Genomic DNA, 15,447 nt, shown 5'->3' with positions numbered 1-15,447 from the left:
ATGGCCGGGACAAGCCCGGCCATGACGGCTTCTTTCAACGAGAAATGCAGCTATCAGCCCTGCACAGGGGGCCGGCCGACACTCTCGTAGGTGAAGCCGGCGGCTTCCATGTCCTCCGGGCGGTAGATGTTGCGCAAGTCGACGACGACGGGCTGCGCCATGGTCTGCTTCAACCGATCGAGATCGAGCGCGCGGAACTGCACCCATTCGGTGACGATGACAAGCGCGTCCGCGCCTTCCGCGCAGGAATAAGCGTCCTCGCAGTAGGTGATGCTGGGCAGCTCACTTTTTGCCTGCTCCATGCCGACGGGATCGAACGCCTTGACGGTCGCGCCCATGTCGATCAGGCCTGTCACCAGCGGGATCGATGGCGCGTCGCGCATGTCGTCGGTGTCGGGCTTGAAGGTGAGGCCGAGCACGGCGATGGTCTTGCCGCGCAGCGAGCCGCCGAGCGCCTGGCTCACTTTCCGCGCCATCGCACGCTTGCGGTTCTCGTTGACCGCCAGCACGGATTCGACGATGCGCAAGGATACGTCGTGGTCCTGCGCGATCTTGATCAAGGCCTTGGTGTCCTTCGGGAAGCAAGAGCCGCCGAAGCCTGGGCCTGCATGCAGGAATTTTGTGCCGATGCGGTTGTCCAGGCCAATGCCGCGCGCGACCTCCTGGACATTGGCGCCAGCTTTTTCCGAGAGATCGGCGATCTCGTTGATGAAGGTGATCTTGGTCGCCAGGAACGCGTTGGCGGCGTATTTGATCATCTCGGCGGTGCGGCGCTCGGTGAACATCAGCGGCGCCTGGTTCAACGACAGCGGGCGGTAGATGTCGCCCATCACCTTGCGCCCGCGCTCGTCCGAGGTGCCGACCACGATGCGGTCGGGGAATTTGAAATCGCGGATTGCCGCGCCCTCGCGCAGGAACTCGGGGTTCGAGGCGACCACGACGTCGGCCGCGGGGTTCGTCTCGCGGATGATGCGCTCGACCTCGTCGCCGGTGCCGACCGGCACGGTCGACTTCGTCACCACGACGGTGAAGCCGGTGAGCGCTTGCGCGATCTCGCGGGCGGCGGCGTAGACGTAGGACAGGTCGGCGTGGCCATCGCCGCGGCGCGAGGGTGTGCCGACCGCGATGAACACGGCATCAGCATCCGCGACCGGCTTGGTGAGATCGGTGGTGAAGTCCAGCCGCTTGGCCTTGACGTTGGTCGCGACCAGTTCGTCGAGGCCGGGCTCGTAGATCGGGATCTCACCGCGATGGAGCGCCGCGATCTTCTTCTCGTCCTTGTCGACGCAGGTGACGTCGTGGCCGAAATCCGCAAAGCAGGCTCCGGAAACCAATCCCACATAACCCGTGCCGATCATCGCGATGCGCATGAAAAATCCTGTCCCAGCTTGGTTAACGGAAGCCCAATTCGCGGCGGTTTAGCATTTTCCCGAGGTCATGGAACAGTCCGGATGCAAAAACCGGCCCGCGATTTGAACGGGTAAAGAAGTCGGAAACCACTGGGCTCCAAACTGCCCCGCACCCATACAGGGACGGGCGGAACACGCCTCGAAAGGGGACATCATGGCACGATCAGGCACAATCGCGGCGGCCGGGCTTTCCAAGGCCCCTTCTGCCGCGCGTGTCGACTGGGTCGATTACGCCAAGGGTATCTGCATCGTCATGGTCGTGATGATGCATTCGGTGCTGGGGGTCGAGTTCGCCGCCGGGCAGACCGGTTTCATGCATGTCGCCGTGGCCTTCGCAAAACCGTTCCGGATGCCGGATTTCTTCCTGATTTCGGGCCTGTTCCTGTCTCTCGTGATCGATCGGGACTGGCGAACCTATCTCGACCGCAAGGTGGTGCATTTCGCTTATTTTTATGTCGTCTGGGTGACAATCCAGTTCGGCTTCAAGGCGCCCGCCTTTGCGGCGGAGACAAGCTGGCGCGACGTCGGCCTCTTGTATCTCGAATCGTTCATCGAGCCGTTCGGCACGCTGTGGTTCATCTATCTGCTGCCGATCTTCTTCGTCGTCACAAAACTGACACGCAAACTCCCGCCGCTCGCGATCTGGCTTCTCGCCGCCGCGCTGGAGACCGCACGGATCACGACCGGCTGGACCGTCATCGACGAGTTCTGCTCGCGCTTCGTCTATTTCTATTCGGGCTACCTGTTCGCGCCTTACGTGTTCGCCCTGTCGGATCGTGCGCGAAAGCATCCCGCGCTCGCGCTCGGAGCGCTCGCGGCCTGGGCATTGATCAATGCCGGCCTGGTCGCGCATGGGGCCAGCGAATGGAAAATTGTCTCACTCGTGCTCGGCTTTGCCGGCGCCTGCGCCATCATCACGACAGGCACGCTGCTTGCGCGCGCGCAGTGGCTCAATTTCCTCCGCTTCTGCGGCGAGCATTCGATCGTGATCTACCTCGCCTTCTTCCTGCCGATGGCGGCGACGCGGACGCTGCTGCTGCGCACGGGCATCATTCCCGACATCGGCACGGTGTCGCTGATCGTCACCATCGCCGGCGTGCTCGGCGCGCTGGCGATCTGGCAGGTGGCGCTGCGGCTCAATGCACGCTTCCTGTTCGAGCGGCCCGATGCGTTCTGGATCGCGCCGAGGAAGGCGGGGCCGGTGTTGCAGGCGGCGGAGTAGCTGCATTCCCGCTGTCGTCGCCCGGCTCGACCGGGCGACCCAGTATTCCAGAGACAGCAATTATTGACCGATGCGCCGCGGCGTACTGGATTCCCCGCTTTCGCGGGGAATGACAGTGGGGATGTGGGGAATGACAGTGGGGATAGCTGCGCCGACGCCTTAAAAACTCGCTGTCTGAGGCTGTCAAAGGCCGCAAAAATCCATACATTGCGGCCATGCCCAAAACCTCCCCGAAGACCTCCGCCAAAGCTGACACCAAGGCCGCGCCGAAGGCGGTCGCCGAGAGCAAATCCACTGCGACAGCTGCTGCCAAACCGGTTGCTGCGAAGGCGGCCGGCAAGGGCGATCATGTGTTCCTGGTCGACGGTTCCTCGTACATCTTCCGCGCCTATCACGCGCTGCCGCCGCTGAACCGCAAATCCGACGGGCTCCAGGTCAATGCCGTGCTCGGCTTCTGCAACATGCTGTGGAAGCTCTTGCGCGAGATGCCCGAGGACAACCGGCCGACGCATCTGGCGATCATCTTCGACAAGTCGGAGATCACATTCCGCAACAAGATCTATCCCGAGTACAAGGCGCATAGGCCGCCCGCCCCTGAGGATCTGATCCCGCAATTCGCGTTGATCCGCGAGGCGGTGCGCGCCTTCGACCTGCCCTGCCTGGAACAGACCGGCTTCGAGGCCGACGATCTGATCGCGACCTATGTGCGGCAGGCCTGCGAGCGCGGCGCCAGCGCGACCATCGTGTCCTCCGACAAGGATCTGATGCAGCTCGTGACCGATTGCGTCACCATGTACGACACCATGAAGGACCGCCGCATCGGCATCCCCGAGGTGATCGAGAAGTTCGGCGTTCCCCCGAACAAGGTGGTGGAGGTGCAGGCTTTGGCCGGCGATTCCACCGACAACGTGCCCGGCGTGCCCGGCATCGGCATCAAGACCGCGGCGCAGCTGATCACCGAATATGGCGATCTCGACCAATTGTTGTTCCGCGCCGGCGAGATCAAGCAGCCCAAGCGCCGCGAGGCGCTGCTCGAGAACGCCGAGAAGGCGCGCATCTCGCGGCAGCTCGTGCTGCTCGACGACAAGGTCGACCTGGAGGCGCCGCTGGACGACCTCGCCGTCCACGAGCCGGACGCGCGCAAGCTGATCGCCTTCCTGAAGGCGATGGAGTTCACGACGCTGACGCGGCGCGTCGCCGAATATGCGCAGATCGATCCCGCCAATGTCGATGCCGACCCGGGCTATGCCAGCGGCGCCAGCGTGTTCACGACGCTGCCGCCCTCGGACGTTGTGCCCGCACCGGGAACCGGCACGCCGGCGCAAGCCGCGCCGGGCAAACCCAACAAGTCGGCCGGCAAGGAGGACAAGGCTGCGAGCCCGAAGGGTGCGCCCATCTCGCTCGCCGCCGCGCGCGAAGAGGCGTTGCGCAAGCTTCCGGTCGATCGCAGCAAATACCAGACCATCAAGACCCCTAGGGAGCTCGACGCCTTCATCGCGCGGATCCATGATGCCGGCCAAGTCGCGATCGAGACGAGAGCGAACTCGATCGATCCGATGCAGGCCGATCTGTGCGGCATCGCGCTGGCGCTGGCGCCGAACGAAGCCTGCTACGTGCCGCTGGCGCACAAGCAGTCCGGCGGCGGCGCCGGCCTGTTCGATGCCGGCCTCGCGCCGGACCAGGTCAAGCATGACGACGCGCTGCAGGCGCTGCGGCCGGTGCTGGAATCATCCGGCATCCTCAAGATCGGCTTCGACGTCAAGTTCACGGCCGTGATGCTGGCGCAGCACGGCATCACCCTGCGCAACATCGACGATGCGCTCCTGATCTCCTACGTGCTCGACGCCGGCCGCGGCTCGCACGCGCTGGAATCGCTGTCCGAGCGCTGGTTCGGCCATGCCATGCTGAAGGAAAACGAGCTGCTCGGCAGCGGCAAGGGCAAGATCACCTTCGACCAGGTGCCGGTCGACAAGGCCGCGCCACTCTCGGCCGAAGGCGCCGACATCGCGTTGCGCGTCTGGCGCGTGCTGAAGCCGCGCCTCGTCGCCGAGCACATGACCGCCGTCTACGAGACCCTGGAGCGACCGCTGGTCTCGGTGCTCGCACGCATGGAGCGGCGCGGCATCTCGATCGACCGTCAGGTCCTGTCACGGCTCTCCGGAGACTTTGCCCAGACCGCGGCGCGCGTCGAGGCTGAAATCCAGGAGATCGCGGGCGAGCCGGTCAATGTCGGCAGCCCCAAGCAGATCGGCGACATCCTGTTCGGCAAGATGGGACTGCCCGGCGGCACTAAGACGAAAACCGGCGCATGGTCGACCACCGCGCAGGTGCTGGACGAGCTCGCCGAGCAGGGTCACGACTTCCCGAAGAAGATTTTGGAGTGGCGCCAGGTCTCCAAGCTGAAATCGACCTACACCGATGCGCTGCCGACCTATGTCAACCCGCAGACCCATCGCGTGCACACGACCTACGCCCTCGCCGCGACCACGACGGGCCGGCTGTCGTCCAACGAGCCGAACCTGCAGAACATTCCGGTGCGCACCGAGGATGGCCGCAAGATCCGCCGTGCTTTCATCGCCGCGCCGGGACACAAGCTGGTTTCCGCCGACTATTCGCAGATCGAGCTGCGGCTGCTCGCCGAGATCGCCGACATTCCCGTGCTGAAGCAGGCGTTCCGCGACGGCCTCGACATTCACGCCATGACGGCATCGGAAATGTTCGGCGTGCCGATCAAGGGCATGCCGAGCGAGATCCGCCGCCGCGCCAAGGCGATCAATTTCGGCATCATCTACGGCATCTCGGCGTTCGGCCTCGCCAACCAGCTCGGCATCGCGCGCGAAGAGGCCTCGGCCTACATCAAGAAGTATTTCGAGCGCTTCCCCGGGATCCGCGCCTATATGGACGAGACGCGCGACTTCTGCCGCAGCCACGGCTACGTCACCACGCTGTTCGGCCGCAAGTGCCACTACCCCGACATCAAGGCGTCCAACGCCTCGGTGCGCGCCTTCAACGAGCGCGCCGCGATCAACGCGCGGCTTCAGGGCACCGCCGCCGACATCATCCGCCGCGCCATGACGCGCGTGGAGGATGCGCTGGCCGAAAAGAAGCTGTCGGCGCAGATGCTGCTCCAGGTGCATGACGAATTGATCTTCGAGGTGCCGGACGCCGAGGTCGAGGCGACGCTTCCCGTCGTGCAGCACGTGATGCAGGATGCGCCGTTCCCGGCCGTGCTGCTCTCGGTGCCGCTGCATGTGGACGCGCGCGCGGCGAACAATTGGGACGAGGCGCATTGAGGCGCTTCGCCTAGCCGAACTCAATTGTCCTCCGAGCAATTGCGCGATGGCATGGGGACCGTTGCGCATATTAGAATCGTTGCGTCCTCCGCACCGGTTCATCCATGCCTCATATCTCCGCCCTGCTCGGCTTTGCCCTGGTCAGCCTTGGCCTCGTGCTCACGCCGGGACCGAACATGATCTATCTGATCTCGCGCTCGATCACGCAGGGGCCGGCGGCCGGCATCGTCTCGCTCGGCGGCGTGGCGCTCGGCTTCGTGTTCTTCATGCTGTGCGCAGCGTTCGGCATCACGGCGCTCTTGCTCGCCATTCCGTTCGCCTATGACGCACTGCGCTTTGCCGGCGCCGGATATCTGCTGTGGCTCGCCTGGCAGGCGGTGAAGCCGGGCGGGCGCTCGCCGTTCCAGGTGAAAAAGCTCGCGGTCGACAGCCCACGCAAATTGTTCGCGATGGGCTTCGTCACCAACCTGCTCAACCCGAAGATCGCGATGCTGTATCTGGCGCTGCTGCCACAGTTCATCGATCCCGCCGCCGGCAGCGTGCTGGCGCAGTCGGTGGCGCTGGGGGCGATCCAGATCGCGATCAGCGTCAGCGTGAATGCGATGATCGCGCTCGCGGCGGGTTCGATCGCATTGTTCCTGGCGAACCGGCCGAGCTGGATGCTGGTGCAGCGCTGGCTGATGGGCACGGTGCTGGCCGGGCTCGCGGTGCGGATGGCGGTGGAAGCGAAGAAGGTGTGAGGGCTTTCTTCCTTCTCCCCTTGTGGGAGAAGGTGGCGCGAAGCGCCGGATGAGGGGTGTCTCTCCACGCATTCGAATAAGAGTTGGACTCGCGGAGAGAACCCCTCACCCGTCTCGCCGCTTCGCGGCGAGCCACCCTCTCCCACAAGGGGAGAGGGAGAAGAAACCTCAATCCAGCTTCGCTTCCATCCCGCGCTTTACCGCCGGGCGCGCCATCAGCGCCTCGTACCAGCGCTTGACGTTGGGGAAGTCGGCCAGATCAACCTTGTGGCGAGGGTGGCGCCAGGCCCAGCCCAGGATGGCAAAATCGGCAATCGAGAGCTCGCCGGCGACGAAGTCGCGCCCCTCGAGCCGCCGGTCCAGCACGCCGTAGAGCCGGCGCGTCTCCGCCATGAAGCGCTTCAGGCCGTAAGCGCGCTCCTGCTCATTCTCCAGCGCGATGAAATGGTGCACCTGGCCCGGCATCGGGCCGAAGCCGCCCATCTGCCACATCAGCCATTCGTAGACGGGAATCCGCTCGCTCAGCGATTTCGGCAGGAATCTGCCGGTCTTTTCTCCGAGATAAAGCAGGATCGCGCCCGATTCGAAGATGCTGACGGGCCTGCCGTCGGGCCCCTCGGGATCGACGATCGCGGGAATCTTGTTATTGGGGGAGAGCTTGAGGAACTCGGGTGCCATCTGCTCGCCCTTGGTGATGTTCACCGGGATCACCTTGTAGGGCAGCCCCATTTCCTCCAGCGCGACCGAGATCTTGCGGCCGTTCGGCGTGTTCCAGGTGTAAAGCTCGATGGTCATTCCGTTTCCTTCCCCAGGAGGCTTGCCCCCTCAACTACTCCAGAAGGTTGCGCCCCCACAACCGGCGGTCCGGGATGGCCGATCCCTGTTGACGGGAGACGCCCCCTCTGGAATGTCGCGACTGTGCCGGATAAATTCCGCCTCCACCAAAGACGCTGTTCGAGGGACCGCCGTGTCGAAATCTGCCTCCCGCGCCCGCCTGTTCGAAATCATCCGCCGGCGCTCATTCGGCCGCGGCGAGGTGACGCTCGCGTCGGGCCGCAAGAGCGATTTCTACTTCAACCTCAAGCCGACCATGCTCGACCCTGAAGGCGCGACGCTGCTTGCCGAGCTGACCTATGAGGCGCTCAAGGACGACCAGCTCGACTTCATCGGTGGGCTGGAGATGGGCGCCGTGCCGCTCGCCGGCGCGCTGGCGCAGATCTCCTGGATCAAGGGCCATCCGATCGCGGCCTTCTTCGTGCGCAAGAAGCCGAAAGAGCACGGCGCCAAGCTCGCGATCGAAGGCCTGCCCAAGGGCGAGACGCTGGCGGGCAAGCGCGTCGTGATCGTCGAGGACGTCACCACCACGGGCGGTTCGGCGATGAAGGCGGTGGAATCGGTGCGCGAGGCCGGCGCCAATGTGGTGCTGGTACTCACCATGGTCGACCGCGAGGAAGGCGCCACCGACACCTTCGGTGCGGCCGGCCTGCCGTTCCGCTCGCTGTACAAGGCGTCGGAGTTCCTGAAGGCGTAAGAGAGGACGATTGATTCTCCGTCGGCACGCCCGAGCGTGCCCCGGGAGCAACGCCGCCCGTGAAAGCTGCGCGCGGCCATAAAGAGATCACCGCCTCGTCTTGAAACCGCCTCCACGCAACCGCTCATTTACCATCGCGCATTACGTTGAATCGTGTGCTGGAGACCTCGAACGGTCTTGACCGGTTCCGTAGCGTCGGGTGGAGTGAGCTGTGCGTACAGAGTTGTCCCATACGCAGCGTCGCGCGATGCTCGCAGCCGTGATGGTTGCGGTTCCCATGCTTGTGGCCCCGGCCCCGGTTTCGGCCGAAGGCCTGTTCGACTTCCTGTTCGGCGGAATGCAGCGGCCGCAGCCACAGCAGCCGAACTCCTCCTCCGATCCCTTCACAGGCCAGCAGAATCCGCAATATGTACCGCCGACACGCTCGGCCGCAGCCGGTGGCTCGGGCCCGGCTTTCTGCGTGCGCAGCTGCGATGGCAAATATTTCCCGCTGATGCGAGGCATGGTCTCACCAGCGCAGATGTGTCAGGCCTTCTGCCCTGCCACCGCGACAAAGGTCTATTTTGGATCCAGCATCGACGGTGCCTATTCGCAAACCGGCGAGCGCTACGCCGACAGCGAGAACGCGTTCGCCTATCGCAAGGCGCTGCGCGCCGACTGTACCTGCAACGGCCGTGATCCGGTCGGCCTCGCCCCGGTCGATCTTGCGCTGGATTCGTCGCTGAAGGCCGGCGACGTGATTGCCACCACCGACGGCCTCGTCGCCTATACCGGCATCCGCGTCGGCAACGACCAGGCTGCGGACTTCACCCCGGTTGCCTCCTATCCCGGCCTCACCGCCCAGGTCCGCGCGCGCCTCGGCGAGATGAAAGTGGCGCCGGTGCGGGCAGAGACGGTGTCGACGGACGCTCCGGCCCCCGCCGAGATCGTGCGCGAGGTGCTGCCTGACGTGACGGTGCCGAAAACGGCCGCCAAGCCGGCGAAGCGCGCGGGGCTGGATTGATCTCGTGTCCCGGACGGCGGCGCAGCGCGAAAGCGATGCGACGCTGAGCCGGGACCCAGAATGCCGCGAGATGGGCCCCGGCTCTGCAGCGCATCGCGTGGCGCGCTGCGCTTTGTCCGGGCACGGCGGTCACCTCCCGATAATCACCCCGATCACGTTCGGCGCTGCCAGATATTTCTCCTCGATCGCCGCGCGCGCGGCGGCGCGGTTTTCCGGCGTCAGGAGGCCGCGCTTCTCGGCGAGGATCATCCAGCAAAAGCCCCACCAATCGGTCAGCATGCCCGCTTCGTCGACAAGGTCGTAACCCCGCTCGGCCGCGAAGATGCGCGCATGGGCCTCGTCCAGCGTGTCGAGAAACTGATGATCCTCGATCGAGAACAGATCGTCGCTGATGTCGTCGATGGTGTAGCCCCAGATCGACTGGCACACCGCGTTGAATTCGCGATCGAACTGGTCGTCATCGACGGCGTAGCGCCGGGCCGCCTGATGCAGCCTTGACAGCGAGCGCGCGAAATCGGCGATCCGGGTAAGGGCAAATTGGTCGAAGGCAACGGTGGACATGTAGTCCTCGCAAAGTCGGACAGACGCTAGATATTGTGTCGGCGAAGCGCCGAATCACAATGATATATCAAAGACTTGCTAAAGTGTTCTTAATTTGTTCCGAGGTGCGGCCGGTCTCAGTAACAGCGCGAGGCCGCGATGGCGTGGACCCGGCGGTCGCCGAGCAGATGGGCGACGAAGCCGTTCCTCGGAAAGATCCTGGCGAAGGCAGCGTCGCGGATGCTGAGGCCGCCGGCATAGGCGCCAAAGGCGGGCATCACGGCACGCATCCCGTCACTGGCGAAACAGCGGCGCTCCATCGAGCGACCGCGCGCGGACACGCGCGCCTTCGGATGCAGATGGCCGGCGATCTCGCCGCTTGCGCCGGTCGGCTCGTGGCGGAAGGTGATCGGGCCGATCGTGACCTCGTCCGCGACGGTGCCGCCGAGATCGCGCGGCAGCATGGGATCGTGATTGCCCGAGATCCAGATCCAGTCGCGGCCACCCTGGAGCGCCGCGACGGCATTGCGATCGTCGGGCGACAGGCGCTCATGCGCGGTGCGGTCATGAAAGCTGTCACCGAGCGCGACGACGATTCGCGGATCATGGCGGGCAATGACGGCGGCGAGCCGGCCGAGCGTCGCGAAGGTATCGTAAGGCGGCAGCAGCACGCCGCGCATAGCGAAGCTCGAACCCTTTTCCAGATGCAGGTCGGAGACGACGAGCAGGCGTTGCTCTTCCCAGAACAACGCGCCGGAGAGATCGGCGTGCAGCGCGATGCCTGCGACGTCAACGTGCCGCGTCGAAGTTATCGATACCGCCACATTCTCCGTCATGGCCGGGCTTGTCCCGGCCATCCACGTTCTTGCCGCAGAGACAAGGACGTGGATGCCCGGGACAAGCCCGGGCATGACGTGGAGAGAATTGAGCCCCCAAAAAACATTGCTGCAGCAGTCTACGACATTGCCTCTTTGACGAGTTCGTCGGCTGCTTCGGCCAAGAGCTCGTCTGCAGCTTCGCCATAGACTGACTCGCGGCCGATTTCCAGCATCACGGGGACGGCCAGCGGGGAGACGCGGTCGAGTTCCCGGTGCGTGATGCGGCCGTGGATTCGGGCCAGCATGTCGCCGAGGCGGCGCAGGTCGAGCAGGCCGGTGGCGGCATCGGCACGCGCGGCGCGCAGCAGCACGTGGTCGGCCTGGTGCTTGCGCAGCACGTCGTAGACGAGATCGGTCGAGAACAGCACCTGACGGCGGCTCTTCTCTTCGCCGGTGTGGCGGCGCGCGATCAGGCCGGAGATGATGGCGCAGTTGCGGAAGGTGCGCTTCATCAGCGCGGATTCGGCGAGCCAGGCCTCGAGGTCGTCGCCGAGCATATCGGGGTCGAACAGCGCATCGAGGTCGATCCGGCCGTCGCGGATCATGAAGGAGAGATCGCCGAGCGCCCAGATCGCCACCGCATATTCGTTGGCGACGAAGCCGAGAGGCCTCGCGCGGGCGCGCTCCAGCCGGCGCGTCAGCAGCATGCCGAGGGTCTGATGCGCGAGACGCCCCTCGAACGGATAGCAGACCAGATAATGCTTGTTGGCGCGGGGGAAGCTCTCGACCAGGAGTTCGCGCACCGCCGGCACGCGCGAGACGTCCTTCTGCAGCGACAGCCAGTCGCGCACCTGCTCCGGCAAGCCGACCCACGCGCGCCCGTCGTCGAGCAGCCGGCGCACGCGCTCGGCGAGATAGGTCGAGAGCGGAAACTTGCCGCCCATATAGGACGGCACTTTCGGGTCCTTGTCATACGCGCGCGAGACGTAGACCTGGTCCTCGACCAGGGCCTCGTAGCGCACCACCTCGCCTGAGAACACGAAGGTATCGCCGGGGCTGAGGCCCTCGATGAAGGCCTCCTCGATCTCGCCGAGCAGTCTGCCACCGCGTGCGATCACCCCGGTCGAGCCGCCTGTCTTTCCCTGGCCTCCGCCGCGCGAGCGTACCAGCCGCACCTTCAGCATGTCGTCCTCGACGATGGTGCCGACATTCATGCGGTAGCTCTGCCGCACCTTTGGATTGGCGACGCGCCAGCGGCCCTCCTTGTCCTGCTTGATGCGGGCGAAGCGCTCATAGGTCTTCAGCGCGTAACCGCCGGAGGCGACGAAATCGACGACATCGTCGAAATCCTGTCGCGACAGGTCGGCATAGGGCGCGGCGGTGCGGACCTCGCGGTAGAGATCATCGGAGAGGAACGGCTCGCCGCAGGCGCAGCCGAGCACGTGCTGGGCCAGGACGTCGAGCGCCCCCAGGCGCAGCGGCGGCGTATCCTGCGCGTTCTCCGCAATGGCATCGATGGCGACGCGGCACTCCAGCACCTCGAAGCGGTTGGCCGGCACCAGCACGGCGCGCGAGGCTTCGTCGAGGCGGTGGTTGGCGCGGCCGATGCGCTGCATCAGGCGCGAGGAGCCCTTGGGCGCACCGATATTGACGACGAGATCGACATCGCCCCAGTCGACGCCGAGGTCGAGCGAGGAGGTGCAGACCACGCCGCGCAGTCTGCCCGCCGACATGGCATCCTCGACCTTGCGGCGCTGGGCGACGTCGAGCGAACCGTGATGCAGCGCGATGGCAAGGCCGTCGTCGTTCATGCTCCAGAGATTCTGGAACAGCATCTCGGCCTGGCTACGGGTGTTGACGAAGACCAGCGTGGTCTTGTTCGCCTTGATCAGCTCGTAGATCTCGGGGAGCGCGTGGCGCGCGCTGTGGCCGGCCCAGGGCAGCCGCTCGCGCGTATCGAGCATCTCGACCACGGGCGGCGCGGCTCCGCCGGCGACGACGATGTCGGCAGCGGCTTCCTTGCCGTCGGGCTGCGGCACCAGGAAGCGCGCGAGCTGATCCGGCTCGGCCACGGTCGCCGACAGGCCGATCGCGCGCATCTGCGGCGCGAGGCGCCAGAGCCGCGCCAGTCCGAGCGAGAGCAGATCGCCGCGCTTGGACGTCACCAGCGCATGCAGCTCGTCGAGCACGATGCGCTTCAGGGAGGAAAACAGGAACGGTGCGTCGTCGGAGGAGAGCAGCAGTGCGAGCTGCTCGGGTGTTGTCAGCAACACGTCCGGCGGATAGCGCCGCTGCCGCTGCCGCCGCGACACCGGCGTGTCGCCGGTGCGGGTCTCGACCTTGACCGGCAGCGCCATCTCCGCGATCGGCCGCTCCAGATTGCGCGCGATGTCGACGGCGAGCGCCTTGAGCGGCGAGATGTAGAGGGTGTGCAGGCCGCCGGCGCGTTGCACGCTGCGGCCGGTGGAGACGAGGTTCTTCTTCGCGCCCGCGTCCCGTTCGACCGACTGCGCCGACAGCTCCACCAGCGTCGGCAGAAACCCGGCGAGCGTCTTGCCGGCTCCGGTCGGAGCAATCAGGAGTGCCGAGCGGTCCTCGCGCGCCTTTTCCAGCAGCGCCAGCTGATGCGCGCGCGGCGACCAGCCGCGGGCTGCGAACCACGCCTGGAAGCGATCCGGCAGCAGCGCGGCCGGCTCGGCCGATGTTTGGAGGATACGGGGCGGCACGGCATGACAGGTAAGCCGTAGGGGTGGCTTCGTCGAGGGGGGCGCCCTCCTCACCTTGCACGGAGGGCAGATGCGTATGCGCTGTCCGTTTGAGGCACGCTGGTCTCCACATCGTCATGGCCGGGCTTGTCCCGGCCATCCACGTCTTTTCCCGCAGCACAAAGAACGTGGATGCCCGGGACAAGCCCGGGCATGACGCCCTCATGTGGAAGTTCAAATCCGCCCACAAGGAGGGCCAACCGTCTCACGCCCCGGTCGGCACCTGGTCCAGAAATCCGGTCACCCTGCTGATGCGCCCGTCCTTCAGCACGGCAAAATCGGTGCCCTTGATCGGGCTGTCGGCGCCATCAGGACCAAGTCCCCACGAAAAGCGGATGTGATCGCCATAGCTGTCGGGCTCGCCGATCAGCTTGAATCTGAAATCGGGAAAGCGCTGCTGCACGCCCGCGATCAGCGCCTCGATGCCATCCCGGCCGTCGCCCTTCATCAAGGGATCGACATAGCTCGCATCCGTCGTCCAGCTCTCGCCGAGCAGCTCGCGACGTCGGCCGGCCGTGCGCTCGTTCCAGAGCTCGATGTAGCGGTGGGCGATGGTGGTGGGGTCGGTCATGCTGCTCTCCTTCGATGATGCCGTGTCCGGCCGACCGTCACTCTCGAAGGTTCACGCGCGCCGATCGATTACCTCGGAGATCATGCGCCCCAAAAAAACAGAAGCGCGATGATCTTCTCATCGCGCTTCTGCCGCATCCTGATGCAGCCAAGACTACTTCGCCGCCGTCACCATGATCTCGACGGTGTATTGCGGGGCAGCCAGCTTGGCTTCGACGGTGGCGCGCGCCGGGGTGTTGCCGGGCGACACCCAGGCGTCCCACACCGCGTTCATCTCGCCGAAGGTCTTCATGTCGGTGATGTAGATCGTTGCCGACAGCAGCTTCGACTTGTCGGTGCCGGCCTTGGCGAGGTGGCCGTCGATGGTCGCCAGGATGTCCTGGGTCTGCTTCGTCACGCTTTCGCCGGCCGCCTTGTTCGCGACGACGCCGGCGAGATAGACGGTGTTGCCGTGCACGACGACCTGGCTCATGCGCGGCCCGGTTTCAAAACGCTGAATGCTCATTGGGGATCTCCTGGTGGAATGGCGGCCCTGTCTAGCCCAGCACCTCGCGCTCTGCCACCCCGGGCACGCATGCGTGGCCGGGCGCGCATGCGTCGGTGCGGCGGATGCGTCGCCGCCGATGCAAGCGTCGCTTTACGGAAACTGGCTGAAGAACGTCCAGATCGTCTCGGCAGCGTCGATGTCAGCGTTCTGCGGCCCCAGCAGACCGGCGGCGACCTTCGGGAAGCGGGCATCCGGAGAAAATCCGGGCACGCGATGGCCGCCATGGTTGACACGATAGAGCACGACGTCGTGTCCCCGGGGGCAGCGTGAGGAGATCCGCGTGACCGTGGAATGGTCTGCAGGCGCCCTGTCCGGCAAATCAGTCGTCTCGGCGTCGTCGGTCTCGCAGCCATTGAGCCTGCGCCAGAACGCCAGCGTCTCGTCGGTCGACCAGAATCCGTCTGCGGCAAAATAGCTCGTTCCGTGTCCACCGCCGTAGGGGACCAGCAGGTCGGCGGTGCCGTTCATGAGCAGCATCGGGACCGGCCGCGACGGATGGCACGTGACGGCGGCCTCGTCGGTGAGATTCATGATCACACTCGCAGCTGCCGCAAACAAATCGGCGCGCGCGCAGGCCATGGTCATCGCCATGGCGCCGCCATTGGAGATGCCCGCGACGAAGACGCGCCTTGCATCGGCCGTGCCGTCGGCCACCAGCTTCTCGGCGAGCTTTGCGATGAAGCCGACGTCATCGGTCCCCGCCGGTGGTCCACGCAGGGCAGGCCCCGCCTTCGTGCGCGCGTCCGCCCATGCATTGCTGAGCCCGTCCGGAAAGACCACGGCCAGGCCCTCGCGCTTTGCCACCTGCGGCCAGGACGTCCGCGTGATCATGTCGGCGCCACGCTGGGTCTTGCCATGCAGCACGATCACGAGCGGTGCAGGCCTCTTGGCCGGCAGTTGCGCGGTGTAGGAGCGCTTCACGCCGTTGACGTCGATCGTATCGGCGGACGCCGCTGAAGCTGCCGCCAATGAAGCGGCTAGCGCCGCGATGCGCATCCATCGCCGCACG

At 65.5% G+C, this 15,447-nt stretch carries 13 protein-coding genes; 5 read left to right on the top strand and 8 right to left on the bottom strand.

The features are described from left to right. Positions 1 to 53: 53 nt before the first annotated feature. A complete protein-coding gene (locus AC1RQP_RS38575) occupies positions 54 to 1,370 on the bottom strand; it encodes a UDP-glucose dehydrogenase family protein (RefSeq protein ID WP_239627872.1) in 1,317 nt (438 codons plus the stop codon). A 193-nt stretch (positions 1,371 to 1,563) separates the two neighbouring features. Here AC1RQP_RS38575 and AC1RQP_RS38570 point away from each other — a divergent pair, with 193 nt between their 5' ends. The 3 genes from AC1RQP_RS38570 (at position 1,564) to AC1RQP_RS38560 (ending at position 6,664) form a co-directional block, all read left to right on the top strand. Next, on the top strand, positions 1,564 to 2,631 hold the full coding sequence (locus AC1RQP_RS38570; RefSeq protein ID WP_492942835.1) for an acyltransferase family protein: 1,068 nt from the start codon (positions 1,564 to 1,566) through the stop codon (positions 2,629 to 2,631). A 215-nt stretch (positions 2,632 to 2,846) separates the two neighbouring features. Beyond that, positions 2,847 to 5,924 carry a DNA polymerase I gene (gene polA, locus AC1RQP_RS38565; RefSeq protein ID WP_492942833.1) on the top strand — a complete coding sequence of 1,026 codons (3,078 nt, stop codon included), beginning with the start codon at positions 2,847 to 2,849 and terminating at the stop codon, positions 5,922 to 5,924. A gap of 104 nt (positions 5,925 to 6,028) precedes the next feature. Then, positions 6,029 to 6,664: a LysE family translocator gene (locus tag AC1RQP_RS38560; protein WP_492942831.1), complete on the top strand. Its 636-nt coding sequence runs from the start codon at positions 6,029 to 6,031 to the stop codon at positions 6,662 to 6,664. A 168-nt stretch (positions 6,665 to 6,832) separates the two neighbouring features. Here AC1RQP_RS38560 and AC1RQP_RS38555 read toward each other — a convergent pair whose 3' ends face one another. Next, complete coding sequence (locus AC1RQP_RS38555; protein WP_492942829.1) at positions 6,833 to 7,459, bottom strand: glutathione S-transferase family protein; 627 nt, start codon at positions 7,457 to 7,459, stop codon at positions 6,833 to 6,835. A gap of 172 nt (positions 7,460 to 7,631) precedes the next feature. Here AC1RQP_RS38555 and pyrE point away from each other — a divergent pair, with 172 nt between their 5' ends. Both pyrE and AC1RQP_RS38545 read left to right on the top strand, forming a co-directional pair. Beyond that, positions 7,632 to 8,195, top strand: coding sequence for an orotate phosphoribosyltransferase (gene pyrE / locus AC1RQP_RS38550; protein ID WP_028176382.1), 564 nt, complete (start codon positions 7,632 to 7,634; stop codon positions 8,193 to 8,195). A 247-nt stretch (positions 8,196 to 8,442) separates the two neighbouring features. Then, positions 8,443 to 9,198 carry a DUF2865 domain-containing protein gene (locus AC1RQP_RS38545; RefSeq protein ID WP_239629425.1) on the top strand — a complete coding sequence of 252 codons (756 nt, stop codon included), beginning with the start codon at positions 8,443 to 8,445 and terminating at the stop codon, positions 9,196 to 9,198. A 129-nt stretch (positions 9,199 to 9,327) separates the two neighbouring features. Here AC1RQP_RS38545 and AC1RQP_RS38540 read toward each other — a convergent pair whose 3' ends face one another. The 6 genes from AC1RQP_RS38540 to AC1RQP_RS38515 form a co-directional block, all read right to left on the bottom strand. Beyond that, positions 9,328 to 9,759: a hypothetical protein gene (locus AC1RQP_RS38540; RefSeq protein WP_239627881.1), complete on the bottom strand. Its 432-nt coding sequence runs from the start codon at positions 9,757 to 9,759 to the stop codon at positions 9,328 to 9,330. A gap of 116 nt (positions 9,760 to 9,875) precedes the next feature. Continuing rightward, positions 9,876 to 10,574 (bottom strand): ligase-associated DNA damage response endonuclease PdeM, encoded by a 699-nt coding sequence (pdeM, locus tag AC1RQP_RS38535; RefSeq protein ID WP_239627883.1) that lies wholly within the window; start codon positions 10,572 to 10,574, stop codon positions 9,876 to 9,878. Positions 10,575 to 10,693: 119 nt separating this feature from the next. After that, complete coding sequence (locus tag AC1RQP_RS38530) at positions 10,694 to 13,282, bottom strand: ligase-associated DNA damage response DEXH box helicase (RefSeq protein ID WP_492942826.1); 2,589 nt, start codon at positions 13,280 to 13,282, stop codon at positions 10,694 to 10,696. Between the two features lie 244 nt (positions 13,283 to 13,526). Then, entirely contained in the window at positions 13,527 to 13,892 is a 366-nt protein-coding gene (locus AC1RQP_RS38525) for a nuclear transport factor 2 family protein (protein ID WP_492942824.1), read from the bottom strand. Positions 13,893 to 14,045: 153 nt separating this feature from the next. Next, positions 14,046 to 14,396 (bottom strand): RidA family protein, encoded by a 351-nt coding sequence (locus AC1RQP_RS38520; protein WP_027575148.1) that lies wholly within the window; start codon positions 14,394 to 14,396, stop codon positions 14,046 to 14,048. A 132-nt stretch (positions 14,397 to 14,528) separates the two neighbouring features. Next, the gene (locus AC1RQP_RS38515) at positions 14,529 to 15,446 is read right to left on the bottom strand and encodes a CE1 family esterase (protein ID WP_492942822.1); all 918 of its coding nucleotides are present in this window, start codon (positions 15,444 to 15,446) and stop codon (positions 14,529 to 14,531) included. Position 15,447: the final 1 nt, after the last annotated feature.

This window comes from Bradyrhizobium sp. GW821-FHT13H06, assembly GCF_058803975.1.
The sequence above is the reverse complement of the archived record's forward strand: the minus strand, read 5'-3'. Positions and strand labels throughout refer to the sequence as shown.